21 protein-coding genes and 1 riboswitch are annotated in these 24,566 nt (G+C 43.8%); of the genes, 14 read left to right on the top strand and 7 right to left on the bottom strand.

All coding sequences use genetic code 11. The features are described 5' to 3' along the window. Nucleotides 1-25: 25 nt before the first annotated feature. The gene (locus tag FKN05_RS10685) at nucleotides 26-1,657 is read right to left on the bottom strand and encodes a methyl-accepting chemotaxis protein (protein ID WP_099611198.1); all 1,632 of its coding nucleotides are present in this window, start codon (nucleotides 1,655-1,657) and stop codon (nucleotides 26-28) included. A gap of 452 nt (nucleotides 1,658-2,109) precedes the next feature. Between FKN05_RS10685 and FKN05_RS10690 the strand changes: the two genes are divergently transcribed. Genes FKN05_RS10690 through FKN05_RS10700 form a run of 3 tightly spaced genes read left to right on the top strand, consistent with a single transcriptional unit; the run spans nucleotide 2,110 to nucleotide 5,353 of the window. After that, nucleotides 2,110-3,531, top strand: a complete 1,422-nt coding sequence (locus FKN05_RS10690) for an SLC13 family permease (protein ID WP_099611199.1) — start codon at nucleotides 2,110-2,112, stop codon at nucleotides 3,529-3,531. A gap of 24 nt (nucleotides 3,532-3,555) precedes the next feature. After that, entirely contained in the window at nucleotides 3,556-4,890 is a 1,335-nt protein-coding gene (locus tag FKN05_RS10695; protein ID WP_170887472.1) for an ATP-binding protein, read from the top strand. Then, nucleotides 4,877-5,353: a response regulator gene (locus FKN05_RS10700; protein WP_170887473.1), complete on the top strand. Its 477-nt coding sequence runs from the start codon at nucleotides 4,877-4,879 to the stop codon at nucleotides 5,351-5,353. Before FKN05_RS10695 ends, FKN05_RS10700 begins: the two co-directional genes overlap by 14 nt. A 51-nt stretch (nucleotides 5,354-5,404) precedes the next feature. Here the strand turns inward: FKN05_RS10700 and nqrM are convergent, their stop codons facing one another. After that, nucleotides 5,405-5,617: a (Na+)-NQR maturation NqrM gene (nqrM, locus tag FKN05_RS10705; protein ID WP_099611200.1), complete on the bottom strand. Its 213-nt coding sequence runs from the start codon at nucleotides 5,615-5,617 to the stop codon at nucleotides 5,405-5,407. A gap of 14 nt (nucleotides 5,618-5,631) precedes the next feature. Then, a complete protein-coding gene (locus FKN05_RS10710; RefSeq protein ID WP_099611201.1) occupies nucleotides 5,632-6,099 on the bottom strand; it encodes a NifB/NifX family molybdenum-iron cluster-binding protein in 468 nt (155 codons plus the stop codon). A 396-nt stretch (nucleotides 6,100-6,495) separates the two neighbouring features. On the opposite strand from FKN05_RS10710, the gene FKN05_RS10715 reads away from it, so the two are divergent. The 6 genes from FKN05_RS10715 (at nucleotide 6,496) to FKN05_RS10740 (ending at nucleotide 15,111) form a co-directional block, all read left to right on the top strand. After that, nucleotides 6,496-7,185 (top strand): GntR family transcriptional regulator, encoded by a 690-nt coding sequence (locus FKN05_RS10715; protein ID WP_170887474.1) that lies wholly within the window; start codon nucleotides 6,496-6,498, stop codon nucleotides 7,183-7,185. 16 nt (nucleotides 7,186-7,201) lie between these two features. Then, on the top strand, nucleotides 7,202-8,101 hold the full coding sequence (prpB, locus tag FKN05_RS10720; protein ID WP_161428033.1) for a methylisocitrate lyase: 900 nt from the start codon (nucleotides 7,202-7,204) through the stop codon (nucleotides 8,099-8,101). Nucleotides 8,102-8,241: 140 nt separating this feature from the next. Next, on the top strand, nucleotides 8,242-9,372 hold the full coding sequence (gene prpC / locus FKN05_RS10725; protein WP_170887475.1) for a bifunctional 2-methylcitrate synthase/citrate synthase: 1,131 nt from the start codon (nucleotides 8,242-8,244) through the stop codon (nucleotides 9,370-9,372). Nucleotides 9,373-9,431: 59 nt separating this feature from the next. Continuing rightward, nucleotides 9,432-12,014 carry a Fe/S-dependent 2-methylisocitrate dehydratase AcnD gene (acnD, locus tag FKN05_RS10730; RefSeq protein ID WP_170887561.1) on the top strand — a complete coding sequence of 861 codons (2,583 nt, stop codon included), beginning with the start codon at nucleotides 9,432-9,434 and terminating at the stop codon, nucleotides 12,012-12,014. An 11-nt stretch (nucleotides 12,015-12,025) separates the two neighbouring features. Further along, nucleotides 12,026-13,222: a 2-methylaconitate cis-trans isomerase PrpF gene (prpF, locus tag FKN05_RS10735; RefSeq protein ID WP_170887476.1), complete on the top strand. Its 1,197-nt coding sequence runs from the start codon at nucleotides 12,026-12,028 to the stop codon at nucleotides 13,220-13,222. An 11-nt stretch (nucleotides 13,223-13,233) separates the two neighbouring features. Next, nucleotides 13,234-15,111, top strand: a complete 1,878-nt coding sequence (locus FKN05_RS10740; protein ID WP_161428030.1) for a propionyl-CoA synthetase — start codon at nucleotides 13,234-13,236, stop codon at nucleotides 15,109-15,111. Nucleotides 15,112-15,341: 230 nt separating this feature from the next. On the opposite strand, the gene FKN05_RS10745 is transcribed toward FKN05_RS10740, so the two are convergent. Then, nucleotides 15,342-16,031 (bottom strand): DedA family protein, encoded by a 690-nt coding sequence (locus FKN05_RS10745; RefSeq protein ID WP_170887477.1) that lies wholly within the window; start codon nucleotides 16,029-16,031, stop codon nucleotides 15,342-15,344. 569 nt (nucleotides 16,032-16,600) lie between these two features. Between FKN05_RS10745 and FKN05_RS10750 the strand changes: the two genes are divergently transcribed. Both FKN05_RS10750 and FKN05_RS10755 read left to right on the top strand, forming a co-directional pair. Continuing rightward, nucleotides 16,601-17,917, top strand: a complete 1,317-nt coding sequence (locus FKN05_RS10750; RefSeq protein ID WP_099611206.1) for a methyl-accepting chemotaxis protein — start codon at nucleotides 16,601-16,603, stop codon at nucleotides 17,915-17,917. Between the two features lie 205 nt (nucleotides 17,918-18,122). Then, entirely contained in the window at nucleotides 18,123-18,758 is a 636-nt protein-coding gene (locus FKN05_RS10755; protein ID WP_099611207.1) for a LysE family translocator, read from the top strand. 39 nt (nucleotides 18,759-18,797) lie between these two features. On the opposite strand, the gene FKN05_RS10760 is transcribed toward FKN05_RS10755, so the two are convergent. Beyond that, nucleotides 18,798-20,171: an alanine/glycine:cation symporter family protein gene (locus FKN05_RS10760; RefSeq protein WP_161427431.1), complete on the bottom strand. Its 1,374-nt coding sequence runs from the start codon at nucleotides 20,169-20,171 to the stop codon at nucleotides 18,798-18,800. 96 nt (nucleotides 20,172-20,267) lie between these two features. Continuing rightward, a riboswitch (glycine riboswitch) is annotated at nucleotides 20,268-20,375 on the bottom strand. A 515-nt stretch (nucleotides 20,376-20,890) separates the two neighbouring features. Between FKN05_RS10760 and FKN05_RS10765 the strand changes: the two genes are divergently transcribed. Beyond that, nucleotides 20,891-21,049, top strand: a complete 159-nt coding sequence (locus tag FKN05_RS10765) for a hypothetical protein (protein ID WP_099611208.1) — start codon at nucleotides 20,891-20,893, stop codon at nucleotides 21,047-21,049. Nucleotides 21,050-21,068: 19 nt separating this feature from the next. After that, the gene (locus FKN05_RS10770) at nucleotides 21,069-21,797 is read left to right on the top strand and encodes a chromosome partitioning protein ParA (protein ID WP_099611209.1); all 729 of its coding nucleotides are present in this window, start codon (nucleotides 21,069-21,071) and stop codon (nucleotides 21,795-21,797) included. A gap of 63 nt (nucleotides 21,798-21,860) precedes the next feature. Here FKN05_RS10770 and FKN05_RS10775 read toward each other — a convergent pair whose 3' ends face one another. Both FKN05_RS10775 and FKN05_RS10780 read right to left on the bottom strand, forming a co-directional pair. After that, nucleotides 21,861-22,343, bottom strand: coding sequence for a YajQ family cyclic di-GMP-binding protein (locus FKN05_RS10775; RefSeq protein WP_099611210.1), 483 nt, complete (start codon nucleotides 22,341-22,343; stop codon nucleotides 21,861-21,863). Nucleotides 22,344-22,354: 11 nt separating this feature from the next. Beyond that, nucleotides 22,355-23,419: a 3-deoxy-7-phosphoheptulonate synthase gene (locus tag FKN05_RS10780; RefSeq protein WP_170887478.1), complete on the bottom strand. Its 1,065-nt coding sequence runs from the start codon at nucleotides 23,417-23,419 to the stop codon at nucleotides 22,355-22,357. A 207-nt stretch (nucleotides 23,420-23,626) separates the two neighbouring features. Here FKN05_RS10780 and FKN05_RS10785 point away from each other — a divergent pair, with 207 nt between their 5' ends. After that, a complete protein-coding gene (locus tag FKN05_RS10785; RefSeq protein WP_099611212.1) occupies nucleotides 23,627-24,514 on the top strand; it encodes a putative PEP-binding protein in 888 nt (295 codons plus the stop codon). Nucleotides 24,515-24,566: the final 52 nt, after the last annotated feature.

A 24,566-nucleotide genomic window follows, 5' to 3' on the forward strand; every position in this document is an offset into this window, starting at 1 on the left:
GATTTCAGTATTTTAAGCGGATAGGCTATTGTAGCTTGAAGCGAGTCATTGCATTTTGTAATGAAATAGAAAGTTGAGCGAGTTCGTTACAAGCTTGAGCGGTCTGATTCGCCCCTTCAGCGACTTCTTGTGACGCTAAGTGAATATTTTCAATATTACGGGTGAGTTCATCAGCAACGGAATCTTGTTGACTACAAGCGCTGGCAATTTGAGCCCCCATATCAGCGACTTGAGCGATAGATTGTTCAATAGAGTGCATCAATTGCTGTGAATGGTTACCCTGTTCGACACAGTGTTCAATACTGTTACACGATCGATCCGTTCCTTCTTTTGCTTCTTTAGCCATTGCTTGTAGTTTTTCAATGATAGAGGTGATTTCACCGGTTGAATCTTGCGTGCGGGCCGCTAATGTGCGCACTTCGTCTGCCACGACGGCAAATCCGCGACCAGATTCCCCAGCTCGGGCCGCTTCGATGGCGGCATTGAGGGCAAGTAAATTGGTTTGATCCGCAATGCCGCGAATCACATCGACGATCATATTAATTTGATTAGATTGCTGTTCTAATTCTGCGACAGTTTGGCCGGTTTGAGTGATCACCTCAGCCACCTGAGCTATTGCGCTGACCATCTGCTTGTTATCTTTGGCCCCGTCTTGGACACTTCGATTGGTCATGTCAATTTCTTGAGCGGTATTTTCCGTATTGTCGGCAACATCAGCCACAGCGGCTTTCATTTCACTCATTGCGGTGGCAACTTGGGTAATTTGATCTTGTTGCTCTTGCATACCTTGAGCCGATAATGACGAAATTTGGGTCATTTCTTCGACTGAACTGCCTAATTGTGTCACTGCTGAAATGGTTTCTTCGATCAATTGACGTAAATTATTTTGCATAGCGATTGACGCATCAGCCAGCTCTCCCAGCTCATCATTACCGATCGCTGAGCGGTTTAATGTTTTTGATAGATCGCCCTTAGCAATGGCATTGGATTGATCGACAACGAGTTTTAATGGTTGGCAAATAATACGCGTGAGGAAGTAAGTAATTATCACCATAAAAGCAATAATTAACCCATTGATGACACTCGAGCTGGTATTGATTCGTGCTACTGCGGAAATAATATAATCTTTATTTCCGTCCATCGCCTGCTTCAGTATGGTAGATAACTGTTTGATCTGTGACTCTATGGTTTGAAATTCAGCCAAAGACTGATCGAGTAATTGATGTGCTTGCGATGAATTTTTTTCTGCTAACGCCTGATTAAACTTAACCATGGTTTGACTATAGTTGTTCCATCGAGTCATTAACTGGTTGAAAAGGCGTTCTTCTTCACCCGGCCAAACATCTTCGCCATATTTTTTAAGGGCGATGTCTATTTTTTGTTGTAGCTGGCGGCTTTGATTAAGGCGTCGAGTGACTTCAGCGCTATCATCGGTCAATAACGAGGCAAATTGAGTGCGACGCCAATAAGAAAGGTTTGCTTCTATCTCATCGACGGATTCATAGGCAGGAAAGGTATCTTCAGTAAAATTAACAAGTTGATTTTGAATTTCTTTGTGTTCTACATGTAAGAACCAAGCGAAAATAATGTTAATCAGTGCAATAAGGCCAAATCCACTGGCTAGCTTTTTACTGATGGATAGATTTTTTAGAAACATGAATAAGTTACCTTAGTTTGGGTTGATTCGATTAATACCAAACACAACTCCTTCGTGAACCGTTTCCATTTTGGTGTAAAACACCAATCGGGCATCCTTTGTGTTGATTCTTACCTAGAAAACCGCGCATGCTATCATGAATTTTATTATTAGTGATGATAAATATAAGAGTAGCCAATAAATTCATTTTTTCCCGAAATTTAAGCGTAAAAAATGTATACAAATGCGAGAAAATTGAGATCTAAAGGGATAATTTGTTACTAGTTATTGAAAGTTATAGATATACGTTGATCTATACCTAAGTATTTTTTCTTCACATTGGCATAATCACCTTATGCTTGAAAGAGATAACCGGTGTGCAAGTTTATGGCATGCTAAACATCTTCAGGCGATAAAAAAAGAATTCTAGCGACCACGACTGGTACTTTGCAACGTTCTCAGGAAGAGTGAAGATGATACGTCCTTATCTGAAATTTATAATCCCGATAGCCATTCCACTACTCATATTATGGTTACCTTTGTCCGCTTTTCCCTTTGAGGGGTTAACCATCATTCAACAACGGGTGATTGCGATTTTCTTACTAGCGGCTCTGTTATGGGTGTTTGAACCGATTCCTATTTACGCCACATCGGTCGTTATCATTGTGTTAGAGCTTCTCATGTTGTCGGATAAGGGGTTGTGGTTATTTAGACTTCAGCAAGAACAGCCAGAATTTGGCGGCTTACTTCGACATAATGAGATTATGGCTACCTTTGCTAGCCCCATAATTATGCTGTTCTTGGGAGGGTTCTTCTTGGCTATGGCGGCAACAAAATATCGTTTGGATGTCAATTTAGCGCGCGTGTTGCTTAAGCCATTTGGACAGGATCCTAAATTTGTTATGTTAGGACTGATGTTGATCACAGGTGTGTTTTCAATGTTTATGTCCAATACCGCGACCACAGCAATGATGTTATCCATACTCACTCCGGTCATTGCGGTGTTTGGCCCTAAAGACCCTGGTCGAGTTGCATTTGCTTTATGTATCCCTGTTGCGGCGAATATTGGTGGAATAGGAACGCCGATTGGCACCCCTCCAAATGCGATTGCGTTGAAGTATCTAGTCGGTGATAACTTGATCACGTTTGGTGAGTGGATGGTTTTTGGGGTTCCGTTTGTCATTATTTTGATGGCGTTAGCTTGGCTACTAATTGGCTTTTTATACCGAGCGGAGCAAAAAACGATTGAACTCAGTATCAAAGGGAAGTTCTTGAAAACGCCAAGAGCTATCATTGTTTATATTACCTTTACTGCGACGATATTGCTGTGGTTGATGGGGTCAGTTCATGGCATGAACTCCTATACGGTCGCTTTAATTCCAGTCGCAATTTTCTCCGTGACCGGAATCATTAATAAAGAAGATCTGAAAAAGATTTCATGGGATGTTTTGTGGTTGGTATCTGGTGGTATTGCTTTAGGTCTGGCACTGGATAAAACCGGATTAGCCCATTTAATGGTACATAGCATTCCCTTTGATCAATATTCACCTTATATCGTTCTCTTTGGGGCCGCATTCTTATGTTTACTGATGGCTAATTTTATGTCACACACGGCAACCGCGAACTTATTGATGCCAATTATGGCAGCATTAGGGGCATCAATGACGTCATTGGCACCGTTAGGGGGAGAAGTAACGTTGATCCTGGTTGTGACTTTTGCCGCTTCGCTGGGGATGTCGCTACCGATCAGTACGCCACCGAATGCTTTGGCGCATGCTACCGGTAATGTGCAAAGCCACCAAATGGCTCGTACTGGTGCTATTTTAGGTGTCGTTGGGGTTTTGATGAGCTTTGTGATGATTTGGTTATTGCATGTGGTAGGTCATATTGGTTAATGGCGTTTGCCACGGGTAGGGTGTATGAATCCACAAGTACAGATTTTGGTCGAGCGCTATTTTGACAGTGAGCAGCGTCGGGTTATATTGCCAAGTGGTTCGATTGTCCTGCAGCAAAATGGCTATAATGATCGACTTTATTATGTAAAAGCTGGCGAGTTACTCGGACAGTTTTGTGAGAAAGAGGGGAAACCCATCACCGTATTTTCGGCCTCTGCAGGAGCTTTTATTGGTGTACATAGTTTCTTCTCTGGACATTGGATTGCGTCTTCAACGGTGATCGCTCAAACAGAGGTCGAATTAGGCTGGATCGATAGGCAAACACCGGTGGTTGATGAAGCGTTGTTTGGCTCATTAAGCTCTCAGTTTATGCCCGTTATTGTTGCTGAGCTTTCTCGTCGTCAGCGGCGGGCAATGCAAGAGGCGGTTGCGAAGGAGAAAGCGCTGGAACGGTTGCATATCGCTGAGCAGATGTCCACATTAGGCCAATTAGCGGCAGGGATTTCTCATGAACTCAATAATGCTATTGGGGTGGTGAGCAGTAAAACAGAACGTTTAGAATCTTTGTTCATTGAGTTATTGCAAGAAGTGCACCCTGAAGCCAGCCAGTTTTTTGATTTTGGCTTGCTTTATGGGCAAAAAGTATCTTCGGCTGAGGCTCGAAAAAGAGGTGCTCAATTTGCGCGTCGTTATCAACTCGCGCCTCATATAGCAAGAGAACTTGCTCGAGCGGTACCAGAAGAAACGCTATCAACTCATTGGCTTAATAATCCGCATTTAGCGATACGTTACTGGCAGATGGGGCGTGATTTGCATGATTTACGCCTCGCATCTAAACACGTGGTTGGTATTGTCAAATCAGTCAAACAGCTAGGACGCAATGAGATCCATCTCGATGAAGCCTTGGATCTTAATGAAACTCTCAATCGAGCGTTGGCCTTACTACAAAGTGATTTGCGCCGAGTGTCGGTGCGGATGCGCCCAGGAACACTACCTATTTTAAAAGGTTCACAGACAGAATGGGTACAAGTGTGGGTCAATATTATTAAAAATGCCTGTGATGCAATGGCTGAGACACTAAACCCTGAAATTGATATTCATACACGTTACAACAAACAACGGATTCTCATTACGATTGCGAATAATGGCCCAGAGATTAGTGAAGTCACTCGGCGAAAAATTTTCCAACCGAGTTTTACCACCAAGAAGCAGGGGTTATCCTTTGGCCTTGGTTTAGGCTTAGCTATCGTTAAGCGGATTACCGCCAGCTATGGGGGAAGCATTGCTGTTAAAAGCAACCATGAGAAAACGATTTTTAGGATCAAATTACCAGTCGAGGATGGATATGGAGAAGCTTAATATCATTTGTGTTGATGACCAGAGAGAAGTGTTGAGCGCAGTATTGCAAGACTTACAGCCATTAGCCCATTGGCTACAGATTGAAGATTGTGAATCGGCTGATGAAGTGCTGGCGTTGATGGATGAGCTAGATGCCGAAGGCGAATATATCGCAATGGTGATTTCTGACCATGTGATGCCCGGTAAAACGGGTGTCGAGTTACTTAAGGAAATCCATCAAGATCCTCGCTTTCTTAACACTAAGAAAGTATTGCTAACCGGGCAAGCAACACATAGCGATACCATCAATGCCATTAATACGGCGGGTATTCAGCGTTATTTTGATAAACCTTGGCATGGGGATGAGTTGATCGCATATGTGAAGCAATTAGTGACCGAGTTTATTTTTGACAAAGGGCTTGATTATACCCAATGGCATCAAGAGTTAGATCAAACCGTGGTCTTAAATCGATTACGTTCTTAAGGTGCGGTTTCAGCGTGGGATATCTCTCTCACGCTGAGCTGATAGTTTGGTTTATTTTTGTTGCGATTTTTCTTGTGGTTCTTGAATCTGATATAAGGTTGTTTGGTGTTCTGCGCAGGTGGTTTCGCAGTTACAGACCTTATCCACACCAACGTTAGACAGCCCACCACAACTTCCTTGGATCGGTTTACGACGAGCCATAACACCAAGGCTCATCAGGATTATCATCAGTAAAAAAAATCCCACAGTGATTAAATAGATCATAACGCCACTCTCATCTATCGATGAATATTAAAAATACGTTGTAATTTATCCAACGTTCTTGGGTTTAGTTTAGTGCTTGAAGCGGAAGAGGTACAGGTAGATTTTTCATGGCAGCAACTATGCGATGCTTTATTGGGAGATGGACGTGCATAGTTTATGTCAGTAATTTCTTGTAGTTGGCTAAAATCTAACGCTTCAATTGGGCAGCGAGGCGGATAAGCAAAAACTTTAAATCCTTTACTAAATAGCGTGGACAACATGGCTTGGCCGATATTTTTAACAACCACAGCTTGAACATTATGCTGCTGTAATAGGTTCAGCCGTGCCGATTTTTTTCCGCAATTTTTTTCTCCACCATCTAATAACGTGGGCATCTCGACGAGTTGTCGTTGCTGATTTTCAGTGTCTATCAGCATAAATGCAGGTGCTTTAGAAAAATGGTTACTCAGTTGATTATCTCGACAGGGAATTGCATAAATCATGATTTATTTCCTTCATCAAATACGATAAGTAATATTGTGCGTTAATTATTGGCATATGCCAATAAGTTTCTGTTTTTTGATACTGAACGGCGTTCTCTTTTACTTGCGAGTCACACGAAAATAACCAATTTTGTTAACAATCTTGAGAGTGTTCAGATTTTTCTTATCATGAGCAATATCACATATCTTAAGTATTATTTTTATCATTTACCCTGTTCTATGATGTCTTCGAGCGATTTTTCCCTCGCGCGGAGAGCTGTCAATCATACGACCTTAGTCTAAATTGTCGACAATTGGCTTGATTGTCGACAATTTGATTGTTTATGTTGTGTTGGTGTTATGGTTGTTAATGGATGGTATGTGTGTTCTTGTTGGTCAGAAAGAAGAAAAGCAACGATGAATCGTGAATTAAACCGCTCCCTAACGAGTGATAAAGAGTACACCAAATCAGAAAGCCTTACTGAATTTCTAATTGAAGCGATTGTGGCGGGCGAGATGGTGCCGGGCAGTAAAATCTCTGAGCCTGAGTTAGCAAAGCATTTTCAAGTTAGCAGAGGCCCATTACGTGAAGCTTTGATGCGGGTAGAAGGGTTAGGGCTTATTGAACGGATCCCTCATGTCGGCGCTCGGGTGATTCAATTTTCTCGTGAGAAGCTGCTTGATCTTTATGCAGTACGTGAAGCATTGGAGGGCATGGCGGCTCGCTTAGCAGCGCGACATATTACCGATATGGAATTAGCAGGTTTAGAAACGTTATTGTCGACACATTCTAAACATATTGATCAGGTCGATGGCGCTTCTTATTTTCATCAGCAAGGGGATTTTGATTTCCATTATCGGATTATTCAAGCCAGTCGTAATAGTCAGCTTATTGCACTGTTATGTGATGAGCTTTATCACCTGTTAAGGATGTATCGTTACCAATCGCCCCGAGCACATTCTCGCCCAGTGGAAGCATTAGAAGAACACAAATTTATTCTTCAGGCGATTCGTAATCGTGATGAAGAGTTGGCCGAGATGCTGATGCGTAGACACGTTGCCTACAGTCGTCGTTTGATTGAACAACAAATCCACCATGAAGTCTAAAATTAAGGAGAATCTTATGAGCTTAAGTCCGGGAGCCAAATTCAGGCTCGCTATTCAGTCCCATCATCCTTTACAAATTGTTGGTACGATTAATCCATATTGCGCCATGATGGCAAAAAAATTAGGGCATCAAGCGATTTATCTATCAGGTGGCGGTGTTGCTAATGCCTCATATGGTTTACCCGATCTTGGAATCACTACACTCAATGATGTGTTAGTCGATGTTGAACGCATTACCAATGCGTGTGACTTACCTTTGTTAGTCGACATTGATACTGGTTTTGGCGGAGCTTTTAACCTTGCTCGCACCATTAAGCTAATAGAAAAAGCTGGCGCTGCGGCGATACATATCGAAGATCAAGTCGCCCAAAAACGTTGTGGTCATCGCCCTAATAAAGCCATTGTCAGTGTCCAAGAAATGGTGGATCGAATCAAAACTGCCGTTGATGCGCGTGATAACCCAGAGTTTGTCATTATGGCACGCACTGACGCTCTGGCAGTCGAAGGGATGGACAGTGCAATTGAACGAGCGATCGCTTATGTACAAGCAGGAGCTGACATGATTTTCCCTGAAGCGATGACCGAGTTAAAACAGTATGATCAGTTTTCTGTTGCACTACATGCCGCGACAGGTAAGCGTGTGCCTATATTAGCCAATATTACCGAGTTTGGTCAGACGCCACTTTACAACACAGAGCAACTGGCCAAGGTGAATGTGGACATGGTGCTCTACCCACTCAGTGCGTTTCGCGCCATGAATAAAGCAGCCGAGATGGTCTACCGGCATTTGTTAGAGCAAGGTAATCAAGAAGCTTTATTGGAGACAATGCAAACTCGCAGTGAGTTGTATAAGTATCTTAATTATCACGGTTATGAAGAAAAACTCGATCAGCTGTTTTCTGACAACAATCATTAACCGAGAAGCTCTAAAAAGAGATTCACCATTCAATCCCTTAATCCAATAACGTGAAACCGCTGCACTATCAAGCAAAACGCGAAGCCCAAAGAGGTTGGTTCATCAAAGAATCTGAAGTGTAGCAAGAAAAGGAGTTCAACATGCCTTCTACTTCATTAGGTGGCGCGGGCCTGCGTGGTCAAAGCGCTGGAAGCACGGCACTATGTACGGTCGGAAAGACTGGAACAGGTTTAACCTACCGTGGTTATGACATCACGGATCTTGCTAATTATGCGCAATTTGAAGAAGTTGCCCATTTGCTGTTGGTGGGGCATTTACCCACGCAAAGCGAATTGGATCAATATAAAACACGCCTTATTCGTCTACGTGGCTTACCCCAAGCGTTAAAAGACGTTTTGGAGAAAATTCCGCCCCAAGCACATCCCATGGATGTGATGCGTACCGGATGCTCTATGTTAGGCAATTTAGAGACAGAACAAGATTTTTCCCAACAGTTGGCGGCGACAGAGCGCCTATTGGCACTGTTCCCTGCCATGATCTGTTATTGGTATCGATTCAGTCATGATGGGGTGCGCATTGATACGGAAGAGACGAGTGAAGATTCCCTCGGTGGCTATTTCTTAAAGATGCTGACCGATGAGGCCCCCTGTGACTTATTCAAACAAGTTATGCACTGCTCACTGATCTTATACGCTGAGCATGAGTTTAATGCTTCGACTTTTTCAGCTCGTGTTTGCGCTTCAACGTTATCAGATTTGCACTCTTGTATTACTGGGGCGATAGGCACCATGCGAGGGCCACTCCATGGCGGGGCGAATGAAGCCGCCATGGCGATGATTGAGCCGTGGTCAACACCCGATGAAGCGGAGCAAGAGCTCCTACAAATGTTGGAAAACAAAGAGAAGATCATGGGCTTTGGCCATGCAATTTACCGAGAAAGTGACCCGCGTAATGCGTTGATTAAACGCTGGTCAAAAGCGTTATCCGAACACGTTGGAGATATGCATCTTTATGCTATTTCGGAGCGGGTGGAAGCGGTGATGAAGCGGGAGAAGGGGCTGTTCTGTAATGCCGATTTTTTTCATGCCTCGGCTTACCATTTTATGGGAATCCCAACCAAATTATTTACGCCTATTTTTGTTATGAGCCGTTTAACCGGATGGGCCGCACACCTCTATGAACAGCGCGCTAACAACCGCATTATTCGTCCGAGCGCCGATTATATCGGGCCAGATCACCAGCAATGGATTCCTATTGAACAGCGTGGTTAGTGTGCGGGAGTGACGGGTTATTGCTAGCCCGTCTTTGATGATTTTGGGAAATAACGATGATGAATAATCAATACAAAAAAACATTACCTGGTAGTCAAATTGAGTATTTTGATGCCCGTGAAGCCGTTAATGCCATTACTCCCGGTGCCTATGAAACGCTCCCTTATACGTCTCGTGTTCTTGCTGAAAACTTGGTGCGGCGTTGTGATCCACAAATCTTGGTTGATTCACTCAAACAGTTGATCGAACGTAAGCGTGATCTTGATTTTCCGTGGTATCCCGCTCGGGTGGTGTGCCATGACATTTTAGGGCAAACCGCTTTGGTGGATTTAGCCGGACTACGGGACGCCATTGCAGATCAAGGTGGCGATCCGGCCAATGTGAACCCTGTAGTAGAAACGCAGTTGATTGTTGACCACTCACTTGCGGTCGAACATGCCGGATTTGAGGTTGACGCTTTTGAGAAAAATCGAGCGATTGAAGAGCGTCGTAATGAAGACCGTTTCCACTTTATCGAATGGTGTAAAAATGCCTTTAAGAATGTCAACGTCATTCCGGCAGGTAATGGCATTATGCACCAGATCAATCTGGAAAAAATGTCGCCAGTGATTCAACTCAAAGAGGGGGTTGCTTATCCTGATACGTGTGTGGGTACCGATAGCCATACACCGCATGTGGATGCTTTGGGCGTGATTGCTATTGGCGTGGGGGGGCTAGAGGCTGAAACCGTCATGCTTGGACGCCCTTCTATGATGCGCTTACCCGATATTGTCGGTGTGAAATTAACCGGTAAACGTCAACCGGGGATCACTGCGACAGATATTGTGTTGGCACTCACCGAATTTTTGCGCCATGAGCGAGTGGTGTCGAGCTATCTTGAATTTTTTGGGGAAGGTGCGAAAGCGTTAACGATTGGTGATCGTGCCACGATTTCCAATATGACACCAGAATATGGCGCTAGTGCGGGCATGTTCTACATTGATGATCAGACGATTCAATACTTGAAACTAACGGGTCGAGAGCCTGAACAAGTGGCATTGGTTGAGCGGTATGCCAAACAAACAGGGTTATGGGCTGATGCATTAGAAACCGCGCAGTATGAGCGAGTACTGGAATTTAACCTTTCATTGGTTGAACGTAATATGGCAGGCCCTTCTAACCCTCATCGCCGTTTACCAACCTCGCAGTTGGTCGAACGTGGTATTGCTGAGCATGGTTTACCGCAAGAGGAGGGTCAGCTGCCAGACGGTGCCGTCATTATTGCTGCGATCACCTCTTGTACGAATACCAGCAACCCTCGCAATGTGGTTGCCGCTGGTCTTCTGGCAAAAAAAGCCAACCAACTGGGGCTGGTGCGTAAGCCTTGGGTAAAAAGTTCGTTTGCCCCGGGTTCAAAAGTGGCCAAACTTTATTTAGAAGAAGCCAATTTATTATCGGAGCTGGAAAAGCTGGGGTTTGGCATTGTTGCTTATGCGTGTACTACTTGCAATGGTATGAGTGGCGCGCTTGATCCCAACATTCAACAAGAAATTATCGAGCGCGATCTTTATGCTACTGCGGTGTTATCAGGCAATCGCAATTTTGATGGCCGTATTCATCCTTATGCGAAACAGGCGTTTCTTGCTTCACCGCCGCTGGTGGTTGCTTATGCATTGGCAGGATCGATTCGGTTTGATATTGAGCGTGATGCATTGGGTCTCGATAACAAGGGTAACCCCATCTATTTGCAGGATATTTGGCCAAGTGATGAAGAAATCGATACGGTTGTGGAAAGTTGCGTTAAGCCCGAGCAATTTCACCAAGTGTATATCCAGATGTTTAAATTGGATGACACGGAACATCACACCAGTCCACTGTATGACTGGCGGCCAATGAGTACATACATTCGTCGACCGCCTTATTGGCAAGGCGCTCTCGCGGGAGAACGAACACTCAACGCCATGCGGCCACTGGCCGTTTTAGGTGACAACATTACCACCGATCATCTTTCCCCTTCTAATGCCATTCTCGCCACCAGTGCAGCGGGGGAATATCTCACTCAAATGGGAATTCCTGAAGACGATTTTAACTCTTATGCGACCCATCGTGGCGACCACTTAACCGCCCAGCGGGCGACGTTTGCCAATCCAAAACTATTAAATGAAATGGTGAAGGAAAATGGACAAGTGGTACAAGGTTCGCTCACTCGCCTTGAACCAGAAGGTCAAGTGATGCGAATGTGGGAAGCCATTGAAACCTATATGCAGCGTAAACAGCCTTTGATCATCATTGCAGGAGCGGATTATGGGCAAGGTTCATCTCGTGATTGGGCGGCCAAAGGGGTTCGTTTGGCGGGGGTTGAAGCTATTGTCGCCGAAGGTTTTGAGCGAATTCATCGAACCAATTTAGTGGGCATGGGTGTGTTACCTTTGCAATTCAAGCAGGGAACCAACCGTTTAACCTTGGGCATTGAGGGGAGTGAACTTTTTGATGTGGAAGGGGATATTCAACCCGGCGTAGATCTCACGCTGCGTGTGACTCGTCAAACTGGTGAGCAGTTCTTGGTTCCGGTCATCTGCCGCCTTGACACGGCTGATGAAGTGCATGTGTATAACGCCGGTGGAGTTTTACAGCGTTTTGCGCAAGATTTTCTGGCCCAATAAGGAGTGCCGTTATGAGTGATGTCAATATCGCGCCACAGCTCAGAATTCCCGCCACTTACTTACGAGGGGGAACCAGTAAAGGGGTGTTTTTTAAGTTGTCTGATCTCCCACTTGCGGCACAAGTGCCCGGAGAGGCACGCGATAAGTTGTTATTAAGAGTCATCGGCAGCCCAGATGCCTATGGCAAACAGATTGATGGAATGGGCGGGGCGACGTCCAGTACCAGTAAAGCGGTGATTGTCTCCAAAAGCGAAAAAGAAGGGCACGATGTAGATTACCTCTTTGGTCAGGTATCGATAGACAAACCTTTTGTTGATTGGAGTGGTAACTGCGGCAACCTTTCTGCTGCGGTTGGCCCCTTTGCCATTCACGTCGGATTGATTGATCCACAACGGATTCCTGAGCATGGGGTTGTTGAAGTCAACATTTGGCAAGTTAATATTCAAAAGAGCATCGTTGTTCACGTTCCTATTATTAATGGTGAAGTACAAGAAGTCGGCGAGTTTGAACTTGATGGCGTGACGTTTCCTGCGGCAGAGATCCAAGTCGATTTTCTCGATCCCGCAGAAGGTGAAGGATCGATGTTTCCAACAGGGAACTTGCGCGATACGTTAGTGATACCGGGATTTGAGCCTTTGCAAGTGACGCTGATTAATGCCGGTATTCCAACCATCTTTGTTGATGCGAGCGCTATCGGCTATCGCGGTTGTGAGTTACAAGATGAAATTAATAACGATCCGCACGCATTGGCTCGATTTGAAACGTTACGAGCTTACGGTGCACTAAAAATGGGATTAATCACCGACTTAGAGGAAGCAAAGGTTCGGCAACATACGCCCAAAATTGCCTTTGTTTCTCCACCGAAAAACTATCTCACCGCTAGCGGTAAAACGGTCACTCCGCAGCAGGTTGATGTGTTGGTGCGTGCCTTGTCGATGGGGAAATTACATCATGCCATGATGGGAACGGCGGCGGTTGCGATTGCTGCCGCTGCTTGTGTACCGGGAACCATTGTCAATCAAGCTGCAGGCGGCGGAGAAAAAACGCAAGTGGTTTTTGGTCATCCATCGGGCACATTAAAAGTGGGAGCGAAGGCTTGCCATTCAGAACAAGGATGGCGGGTTGAAAAAGCGGTCATGAGCCGCAGTGCCCGTATTTTGATGGAAGGGTGGGTTCGAGTTCCAGCTGAAAGCCTAAAGAACGAATAAGGAGAGGCACGATGTCGGCATATTTAAAGGAATATTTATCGGCAAAGGAGCAACCGGAAACGTTCTGGAAAGCTCAAGCTCAGCAGATTGATTGGTTCAAATTTCCGAAAACAATCTTATCAATAGATGACAACGGGATTGAGCGTTGGTTTTCGGATGGAGTGATGAATACGTGTTGGCTTGCATTAGATTATCATTGTCAGCAAGGGCGTGGTGATCACACGGCATTAATTTATGACTCGCCCGTTACCGGGAAAAAGCAACGTTATAGCTATAATGCATTACGTGACAGTGTCGCGCGTGTGGCTGGCATGTTAGCCGATCAAGGAGTAACCAAAGGAGATCGAGTGATCATCTATATGCCGATGATTCCTCAAGCCGCCATGGCTATGTTGGCTTGTGCTCGGCTAGGGGCTATCCACTCTGTCGTTTTTGGCGGTTTTGCGCCGAATGAGCTTGCCGTTCGAATTGAAGATGCCGAACCGAAAGTGATCATCACTGCTTCTTGTGGCATCGAAGTCAATAAAGTGATTTCCTATAAGCCTATGGTGGATAAAGCCATTATGGATAGTCGCTGGAAACCTGAAAAAGTCGTGGTTTATCAACGGCCAGAGTGCCTTGCTGATCTTAACCATGCGCGAGATGTTGATTGGAGCAGTTTGCTACAACATGCCATTCCTAGCGCGTGTGTGCCGGTGTTGGCTACCGACCCGCTTTACATTCTGTATACTTCGGGAACGACGGGAAAACCGAAAGGTGTTGTGCGGGATAATGGCGGACATGCCGTTGCTTTAAAATATTCGATGCATACGATTTATCGTCAACCTCAAGAGGGGGTCTTTTGGGCGGCCTCTGATGTGGGATGGGTGGTTGGGCATTCTTACATTATTTATGCACCACTTATTCACGGATGCACGACGATTTTGTATGAAGGGAAACCGGTACGAACACCAGACCCAGGCGCATTCTGGCGCGTGTGCCAAGAATACAAAGTTGACACCTTATTCTCTGCGCCAACCGCTTTTCGGGCGATCAAAAAAGAAGATCCAAATGGCGAACTGCTTAAGCAATACGATTTATCACAGCTAAGTACGATTTTTATGGCTGGCGAGCGATTAGATCCTCCGACTCTTGAATGGGTTGAAAGCCATACCGATAAACCTGTGATTGATCACTGGTGGCAGACGGAAACGGGCTGGGCGATTGCGGGGAATACCTTAGGGCTTGAATTCATACCAGTAAAAGCGGGATCTGCGACGAAAGCGATTCCCGGATATCAGGTAGAAATACTGAATGAATTGGGTGAGTCATTGCCAGCTAATCAACAAGGTTTTGTCGCCCTCAAGCGTCCACTACCTCCAAGCTGTTTAACCACGATTTGGCGAAATCATGATAGGTTTGAATCCGGCTATTTAGCTCAATTTCCCGGTTATTATGTTTCAGGTGATGGGGGATATCTGGATGAAGACGGTTACCTGTTTATTATGGGACGCATTGACGACGTGATTAATGTAGCGGGGCACCGTCTTTCCACCGGGGAAATGGAAGAAATTCTCGGCGCACATCCCGCCATTGCGGAATGTGCTGTCGTGGGAGTGCATGACGAATTAAAAGGTCAGCTTCCACTCGGTTTCGTTGTGCTAAAAGATGGTGTTAAAATTGATGCGCCGACCTTAGAGGAAGAGCTAATCCGTCAGGTTCGTCGTCAAATTGGTGCAGTGGCTTGCTTTAAACATGCCTTAGTGGTGGAACGTTTACCGAAAACCCGTTCCGGTAAAATTTTACGGCGTATTATTCGGCAAATTGCTGATGGAGAAAGTTACACCGTTCCATCCACCATTGATGATCCCACCAGTTTGAGTGAACTAGAAAAAATACTTCATCATTAGGGGATGTTGATCTTTCGAGCTGATTTTTGCAGCCGTTTGTGGTTTCTTTATATAAGGCAAAGGTTGAAATGTAGTGGCTCTACTTGAGAAGCCGATAACGCCGTAGAAAAGAGCCACAAACGCTGCTCGAAGGGGGCGGCTAGCAGCGTTTTACTCTTTGTTGAGCAGTGTTTTGTTTACAATCACTAGGCTACAAACCTCTCGCTGCGATTAAAACGCGTTTACAGTGCCTACTCTTTAATCCGTTTTATCTTGGCTATTTTATGTTTATGATTGGCTCGCCGCCGTATCCAACCCCCAAGCGCGATACTTGATAGCGCAATAAATAGCGTTGCCAGCGGAGCTAGCATTAACAACTGATTGACGATTTTAGATAGATGCTCAGGTAATAGTGAAATACCATAGCCCGAGAAAATCAGACATAGGATCCATATCAATGCGCTTGATGGAGAAGTGAGTAAAAAACGCGTAGGAAGAATCGTATTTCTCAATCCCATAACCATCGGTAATAAAGAACGAACCACCGGAATAAAGCGTGCAAAGAACATCGCCAATAAACCATATTTTTGGATAAGACGATCGGTGGTTTGCCATTGCTTATCAGATACTTTCTCGAGCCAAACAGAGACTATGCGCGATTCTTTAAGATGATAGCCTTGATAAAAAGCAGCGATACTTCCCCACCAACCTGCCAGCACAAGAACACCAATAACCATATAGAGATTTAATATTCCTAACGCGGCGAGGCTGCCACAAAGAATCATCACGCTATCACAAGGTAGAGCGGCGGCGGGAATAAACGCACTTTCGACAAAAATTAGTAGTCCTAAACACAGGTAAAGCAAAGAAAGATCGGCCTGTTGTAACGCCAACAGATCCTGATGCCATAAGGCAGAAAATATCGACAATAACGCACTCATATTGTGTTCCTCAATCAGTAAATATTAAATTTTTCAGGGTGTTGATTGAGTGGTTATGTGTGAGCAAAACGAGAGTAAAGGTTTAAAAACTGAAGAGATTTACGGATAAATAGTGGCGTTCCAATGATGAGTATTGAAAAATAAGCCAATGTAATGAGCAGATGAATAAGCGTCGTTGAGTCAGATGCTATTGGATTTAATATCGTAACATCATCATCAAATATCGACTGGGCCCATGTGGCATGAGGTGGCTCGAGCCTGGAGTTTATCACATTGAGTGATAGGAAGAATGAACGGTTTTGGGTGAAACAGTGGTACGAATTTTCGTCTCAGCACCGATAGACGTCGGCGTTATCGTGATATCGAGTGAACATAAAGTACTCAATATCAATACAGTAAAAATAAGTGGCTGAATCATACTTGTTATTATCAGGAACGTTATATCGCGGCAAGTATGCGGTCTCCTTCCTGTGCTGTAAAGTAATTAATCGATACCATTGATAACCAATAGTGATTCAATCATTTTATGCTAATATTCATTCTAAATGGATCGAATGTGTTGGGACTGTATGTTTTTCAATAAATCATGCCAAAAAGAAAATCAGCAATTAAAGGATCAGCTCTATTCATTAGAACAGGTTCGAGAGAGTCTTGATGGAGATATGCTGAGAATTACGCTTAACCCGCAAGGTAAAATTATATCGGTTAATGAAAATTTTGAACAAGAACTCGGTATTGTGTTTTCGACGATTGAAGGAATAAATCTTATTGATTTAGTCCCTCGGAAGGCTAGACATACATCACACTTCAACAACTTGAAGGTCGCCCTCGAACAGAAAAAACATTGGAATGGGGCATTTCAAATAGAAAAGCCAAACGAACAAGAAGCTTGGCTACGCATTATTTTGCAGCCGATTCTTAATACGCAAGGGCAGTTGTTACATTTTATTGTTTTGGCGACAGAACTTACCCGTACCATTACCACATCTCGCGCACAGGAAGATATGTTGAACGCACTTAATCGTTCAATGGCGGTGATTGAATTTACCTTGGACGGACATATCATTCGTGCTAATGATAACTTTCTCCGTGCAATGGGATACCGCAGTAATGAGCAGATTGCGGGAAAACATCACCGTATTTTTTGTGACGCACAAGAAGCGAACTCCTCAGCGTACTCCGCTTTTTGGAAAAAATTAGCCAGCGGGCAATATGTTTCTGAGCGTTTTAAACGAGTTGATAGTTACGGTCAGGTCGTGTGGTTGGAAGCGTCTTACAATCCTATTCATAACGATGTCGGTGAGCTATATAAAGTCGTGAAGTTTGCCACGGTTATCACGGATCAAGTCAATCAAGAATTAGCGGTTTCAGAAGCGGCAAAAATTGCCTATACGGTGTCTGAAGAAACCGGCCAACAAACCTTAGAGGGGCAACAAGTTGTCACCGCTATTATTGATAAAATGGATAATCTCGTTAAGCAAATGAAGCAGGCGACTGCCGATATTGAATCCCTTAATCAGCATTCTCAAGAAATAAGTAAGCTGGTTGAAAGTATCAGTGGGATTGCTGATCAAACTAATTTGTTGGCGCTTAATGCTGCGATTGAAGCCGCAAGAGCCGGTGAACAAGGGCGTGGTTTTGCGGTGGTGGCTGATGAAGTCAGACAACTCGCCTCCAGAACAAACAGTACAACGGAAGAAATCGTGACGGTTGTAGCAGAGAACTTACAGAAAACAACCAAAGCGGTGGAACTGATAGTCGCTTGTCAAGCACAAGCGGGTGATACTTTGGCATTATCGACTCAAGCAGGCCAATTGATGGAGGATGTACAACATGGCGCACAAAAAGTTGTGGGTGCGATCAGTCAATTTAGTCAAAAACTCTAATAGCTTGTTACAGCAAGTTATGATTATATAAACTTGAAATAACCTTTCTGTGCTTGTAACTATTCAGCCGTCCAAACTGATTTTGAGACGACTGAATTTTGTTATGTGCAACAGAAGAAAAGATGATTGATAGGGACGTCAATGTGTTTGCTCTTTTCAGAGTGAGGAGCTTGCTCGCCCCATCCAAACTATTTGGTGAGCCATGATGTATATTCAAAATTTTGAAGCTTTTCTTATTGCTATTACTATCCTCACATTAACCCCAGGGCTAGATACCGCTTTAGTGATCCGTAATACTTCTCGTGCAGGAATGGCTGATGGTTGTGTAACAAGCCTCGGTATTTGTGTTGGGTTATTTGTTCATGCAACTTTCTCAGCCATTGGCATTTCAGCCATTTTAACCCAATCCTCTGAACTGTTTCATATCATGAAAATGGTGGGCGCGGGTTATTTGATCTGGTTAGGTTTTGTGAGTTTGCGTTCGTTATCTACTGCAGGACAAGGGATAAAAGTGAGCCGTTTATCTCATACCCAATTGAATATTAACCGCTCACTACGGGAGGGGTTTTTGTCTAATGTATTAAACCCTAAAACAGCCGTATTTTACCTTGCTTTTCTTCCACAATTTATTAATCCAGAACACTCCCCTTTATTGCAATCTTTATTTATGGCTGGAATTCACTTTATGATCGCAATGAGTTGGCAATGTGGGTTGGCCGGGGCATTGAGTTCAGCGAAAAATTTATTAAAAAATAGGACTTTTATGCGCTGGATGGAAGGCACCACTGGAGTGGTGTTAATGGGGTTAGGTCTTAAGCTAATCACTGATGAATCCGTATAGATATTTGAAAAACCGCAGATTACTCTGCGGTTTTGAGCGTTATGCTTTGGCCTTGACTCGTTTAATAGCCGGAATTTGAGCATCAAAATAAAGCTTGGTTTCTTGGAGCACAACTTGGCGTAGAGCGATCAAACCAATTAGGTTAGGAATCGCCATTAGTCCATTGACAATATCAGCGATAATCCAAATTAAGTCTAAATGTAAAAAAGCACCTGACGCGATCAAAGCAATAAAAATAACCTTATAAGGCAAAATGGCTTTGGTTCCCCACAGAAATACGACACAGCGTTCGCCATAGTAGTTCCAACCTAAAATAGTGGTAAAAGCAAAAAAGATTAACCCAATAGAGACTAATAGCGGCCCTAAGGTTTGTGCTTGAAGGCCAGTAGCAAACGCATTCGTTGTCATCGCAGCTCCGGCTAAGTCGCTTTGCCATGCTCCGGTTAAAATTAAAGCAAGGCCGGTCATGGTACAAATAATGATGGTATCGAAAAAGGTTCCCGTCATAGAAATGAGCCCCTGCCTAACACAAGAGTCTGTTTTGGCAGCAGCTGCGGCCATGGGAGCGCTACCAAGCCCTGATTCGTTAGAGAATACCCCGCGAGCAATTCCAGATTGAATAGCAAGCATGATGCTTGCGCCTAAGAATCCACCACTTGCTGCGGTTGGAGTAAAGGCGGACACTAGTACTAATTGCAAAGCGCTAATGAGTTGATCGGCATGACTAATGATCACACTAAGACAAGCCACAATATAAAAAAGCGCCATCACAGGAACGACTTTTCCAGCGACTTTGGCGATCGATTGAATACCACCAATGGTGACAAAAGTGACTAGGATAGTCAGTACAATGGCGGATATTTCACGAGGAATTCCCAAAGAGATCTCGCTTGCATCGAGAATCGCGTTGACTTGTGGAAAAGTACCAATGCCAAAGCAAGCAACCCCGAGCGCAAATACGGCAAACAAAACGGCGAGTGTTTTGGAACCTACACCATCTCGCAAGTAGTACATGGGCCCGCCAACCATTTGGCCTTTGTCATCGACCTTACGATATTTAACCGCAAGTAAGCATTCCGCATATTTGGTTGCCATACCAAATAAAGCGGCTAGCCACATCCAAAATAAAGCCCCGGGCCCGCCGAGTTTAATAGCGGTAGCCACACCGACAATATTACCTGTACCTATGGTTGCCGAAAGCGCCGTACATAACGCCGCAAAACTAGAGACGTCACCCTGCTTATCACCGGGTTCTTTACTGAACACCATTTTTATAGCTGAAGGCAAACGACGAAACTGAAGAAGGCCTAGCCGAAAAGTAAAATAGATGCCTGTGCCAACGAGTAAAATGAGAAGGGGTGGCCCCCAGATAAAGTGATCAATGGTTTGTAGCAGTGATTGTAGGTTACTCATGTATTCCCCTTAATAAGTAATATCTAAGGAGAAGAGGAAAGGAATAAAGCATAACGCTCAAAAAGCAAGCCATAGCGGCTTGTTTGAAAAATGACCTTTCACTCCTCTGTCCTTTTGCCTGAGAGTTTCACTCTGCAATGGTGTAAACCAGCAGAACTTGCTCCTTCGGCGACCGATTCAACGGTTCTCTCCAGAGGTTCCTCCAACTACAGTCCTCGCAATTCTTCTAAGAAGAATAAAGCACCTGAAAGATTTACTTCTTCGGCGGGTTTGCTTGGCCTATATGTTACATATAGGTTAACAACCTCTCTCCTGCAGTCTTCAACGGAACAATTATCTGATATGGTGATAATTTGCTTGGCGATATTAACGAAAAAAAATTGTGATGTCATCTACAAATATAAAGTAACAGGTAATTGATTGGTCAGATAAACGTTTGGTGTGTAAATTGAACAATTTATCGGGCAGAGAAGGGTAACTTCTTGATCCTGAATACAGATAATCAACTTTTCTCTGACTATTTAGACGTAATCAGTGGTATAAAATAGCAAGGGTAAAACGAATTAACGTGACGTGCCTGCCAGAGAGTGTGCATGAAGCAGTTATAAGCAGTGTGGTGTTGTGATAAAAACCAATAATACCGACCTGCTTTAAGTCGAACGGAGTGTTTATGCCTAAGCTTAAATAAGTTAGGTAAACAAGAAACGAGGGAGTGAGTTATGGGTAGACTAATCGCAATTGGAGTATTGATTGTGTTAGCGTTTTTACTTATTCGTTATGGAACGAATGCCAAATTCCAAAAGTGGATAGTGATAGTCTTACTTAGTGCTTTTGCTCTCTATACCGTCTCACTGGTTGTCACTGAATTGATCCGCTGATGTATCGTTGGGAGTTTATGTGAATCAAAAAAATCAAGATGAACATGATGTCGTTATCATCGAAGAGCGTGATAAGCGCAGTTATTTATACATTACGATTGCCGCAATCTTAGGCCTTGCCTTGGGAGGACTGATTGGCTCGAGCTTAACTGCTACGAAATGGGAAGTGAACTACTCAAACTTACAAGTGCAATTTCAGCAATGGAAAGATGAAATGCAGCAGCATAATGTTGTCACAGCTCAAAATTCAGAGCAGTTAGCACAACAATGGCAAGCGAAATTGCAATCACAATTAGAGGCTCAGCAAAAAGAGTATCAAACCAAACTTCAGCAGGTTGAGAAACAACTGGTGGAATTGGAAAAAATCAACCTTTCATTAGAGCAGCAGTTAGATAAGCAAAAAGATGCATTGCAGAGTGCAGATGCGCAAAATTCTCGTTTAAATCGGCAAGCGGATATGCAAGCCGTTCTGTTTGAACGTTCGCGTGAACTGTTTCAAAAAGAATTGAAAGTCAAACAGGCGATCGTGCAGTTACAGCAAGAACAAGAGCAATTAGCTAAAACTGCAAAGGAACTTAAAAAAGAGTGCGATATTTATCTACAAGGACAGTCTTGGGATGCTAAATCGGATGCTTGTGATAAGCAAGATGATGCAAACTCGAGACTTAGCCAGATAGCGCAGATGCTTCGAGTCCATCAAATGGATTTAGAGCAAATTAAGTCTTTATCGGAAGATTTGGGCTTGTAATAAAGAATCCAGCCGAATAAATAAGGCTGGATTCTTTATCTGTACATCGGTGACCTGACGCAATTAGTCACGAAAGTTATTGTATTGAAAAGGTTGTTCTAGTTCAGAGTCTCGAAGCAAAGCGATCACTGATTGTAAATCATCTCGTTTTTTGCCTGTGACTCGAATTTTATCGCCTTGAATAGCAGCTTGAACTTTCAATTTGGCATCTTTGATCATTTTGACCACTTTTTTTGCCAGTAATGTTTCAATACCTTGCTTTAATATCACCTCTTTATACCATTTTTTGCCGGAGTGGACTGAATCTTTCAACTCCATCGAGCGAACATCAACGCCTCGTTTGGCTAAATTATTGCGCAAAATATCCATCATTTGGTTCAGTTGAAATTCACCTTCCGCGACTAATTTTACGGTTTGCTCTTTAAGTTCAAAGCTTGCTTCTACATTACGAAAATCAAAGCGAGTGGCCAGTTCTCGATTAGAGTTATCGACCGCATGACGCAATTCGACGTTATCAACTTCTGAAACGATATCAAAAGAAGGCATGGTTTGTTTCCTTATTCGTTACAAGTTCGTTTTATTTTTACCGCTTTTGCTAATCGGGCGATCATGAGGTTCGTGTCTTCCCAACTTAAACAAGGGTCGGTAATCGATTGCCCATAAGTGAGATTATTTAAGTCACCCATCGATTGATTGCCTTCGACAATAAAGCTTTCGGCCATGATGCCAGCAATCTTGGTACTGCCTGATTCCAGTTGTTGGCAAATGACTTCTGCAACCTCCAACTGTTTACGGTGCTGCTTTTGGCAATTTGCATGGCTAAAATCGACCACTAGGCGTTGTGGTAACTGAAATTGAGCCAATTGTGCACACGCATGCGCTACTGATGCTTGATCAAAGTTTGGTCCGGTTTCGCCACCTCGTAAAATGATGTGACCAAATGGATTACCACTCGTACGATAGACGGTCATTCGCCCATTTTTATCAGGTGAATAGAAATAATGAGAGGCTTGAGAGGCTCGAATTGCATCAATAGCGATTTTTATGTTGCCATTCGTACCATTTTTAAACCCGACTGGGCAAGATAGCGCGGATGCCATTTCTCGATGAATTTGTGATTCCGTTGTACGTGCTCCAATGGCTCCCCAACTGATAAGATCGGCAATATATTGCCCAGTAATCATATCGAGAAACTCGGTGGCTGTAGCTAAACCAAGTTTATTGATCTCTAACAGTAATTGTCGAGCTTTGTTCAAACCATCTTCCAAGGCATAAGAGCCATCGAGATTGGGGTCAGTGATCAAGCCTTTCCAGCCGACGACCGTACGTGGTTTTTCAAAATAGGTACGCATGACAATGAATAGCTCATTATCATATTTTTTTTGAATTTGGCTTAAGCGAAAAGCGTAGTCGAGAGCGGCCTGAGTATCATGAACGGAACAAGGGCCAATAATCACCAGTAATCGATCATCTTTGCCAGTAAGAATTTGCTCTATTTGTTGCCGTGAGCGAGCGATACGATCTGCGATATCATCGGTGATAGGGTGAGCCTGACTGAGCTCAGCCGGTGTGGGCATAGGACCCAAGGCTTGGGTGCGTAATTCATCAGTTTTCAGTGGCATAAGATTGCCTGTTCTTTTTATTGCGAAGCGCTAAAGATAACGAATTTACCGGTCAGAATAAACCACTTAACACAAAAGGGCGTGATACAATTTACTTTTCGTTTAATTATTCATTTAATATGAATAATTATTTAATTTATTTACTTGTTTTTCTTGCTGTATATCGGTATTTTCAAGTCTATCAATTTAAGGATGAACGGAGCTACCATGAGTTTACAGCAACCACTAGCGATCGTGCCAAAATTGGCACAAGGAAATACATTACCTCAAACCTCGCCCCAAACCGCGAGTGATGATTTGTTTGTTTCTCTTTCTGAGCTTATTGCTGATAGTGTTTTTTATCATCCGGCAGTGTCTTTTGAGGATGCTTCAGTCACTGAATTAGAAAAAAACTCGTTGTCGGCATTATTAGATGGAAAAACCATCGAAGCGCATTTTGTGGCAACCTTAGTTAGCCGGATTGAAGAGGGAATTCGTCCGTTCCATAAAGTGATCCGCATCTGTTTTAGTGGAGTAGACAGTGCACAATTTAAAACATTAATTGGTGGCGAACGTGAGCCAGTAGAAATGAATCCAGCGATGGGCGTACGTGGTGTTTCTCGGTTTGCTTCTGAGGCGTATGCGAAGGCATTTAATTTAGAGTGCCAAGTCATCAAAGAATTACGCGATAAAGGCTACCATATTGAAATTGTTGTTCCCTTTGTTCGAGCATTGAGTGACGCAGCAACTATCATTGATCGTCTGGCTGAACAGGGCCTGCCGCGTGGGCTTAATGGCTTGAAAGTTTTATACGCTTGTCATGTCCCAGCTGCTGCAATCTTGGCTGAACGTCTATTGCAATATTTTGATGGTATGGTGATTGATTGGCAGGATTTAACACAATTTACTTTAGCTGTTGATAAAGACAATCGTGAGCTTGATTATCTTTATAACCCAGATAGTGAGGCGATTATGTTGTTAGCAGAAACCGCTATCAAAGCCGCTCAGCAAGCGAAAAAGCCTTTATTAGTGGTAACTCATGCACTACAAGCTTACCCTAAGCTACAAAATTTTTTAGCAGAGAATGTGCACGCTGAATCGATTTATAATTTTTGAACCGCCGCCCACCGGTTTTCCCGATGCATTGTATGGGCATCGGGATAACTAA

Source organism: Vibrio sp. 1-1(7) (assembly GCF_013048485.1).
In the GTDB taxonomy this organism is placed as follows: domain Bacteria; phylum Pseudomonadota; class Gammaproteobacteria; order Enterobacterales; family Vibrionaceae; genus Vibrio; species Vibrio fujianensis.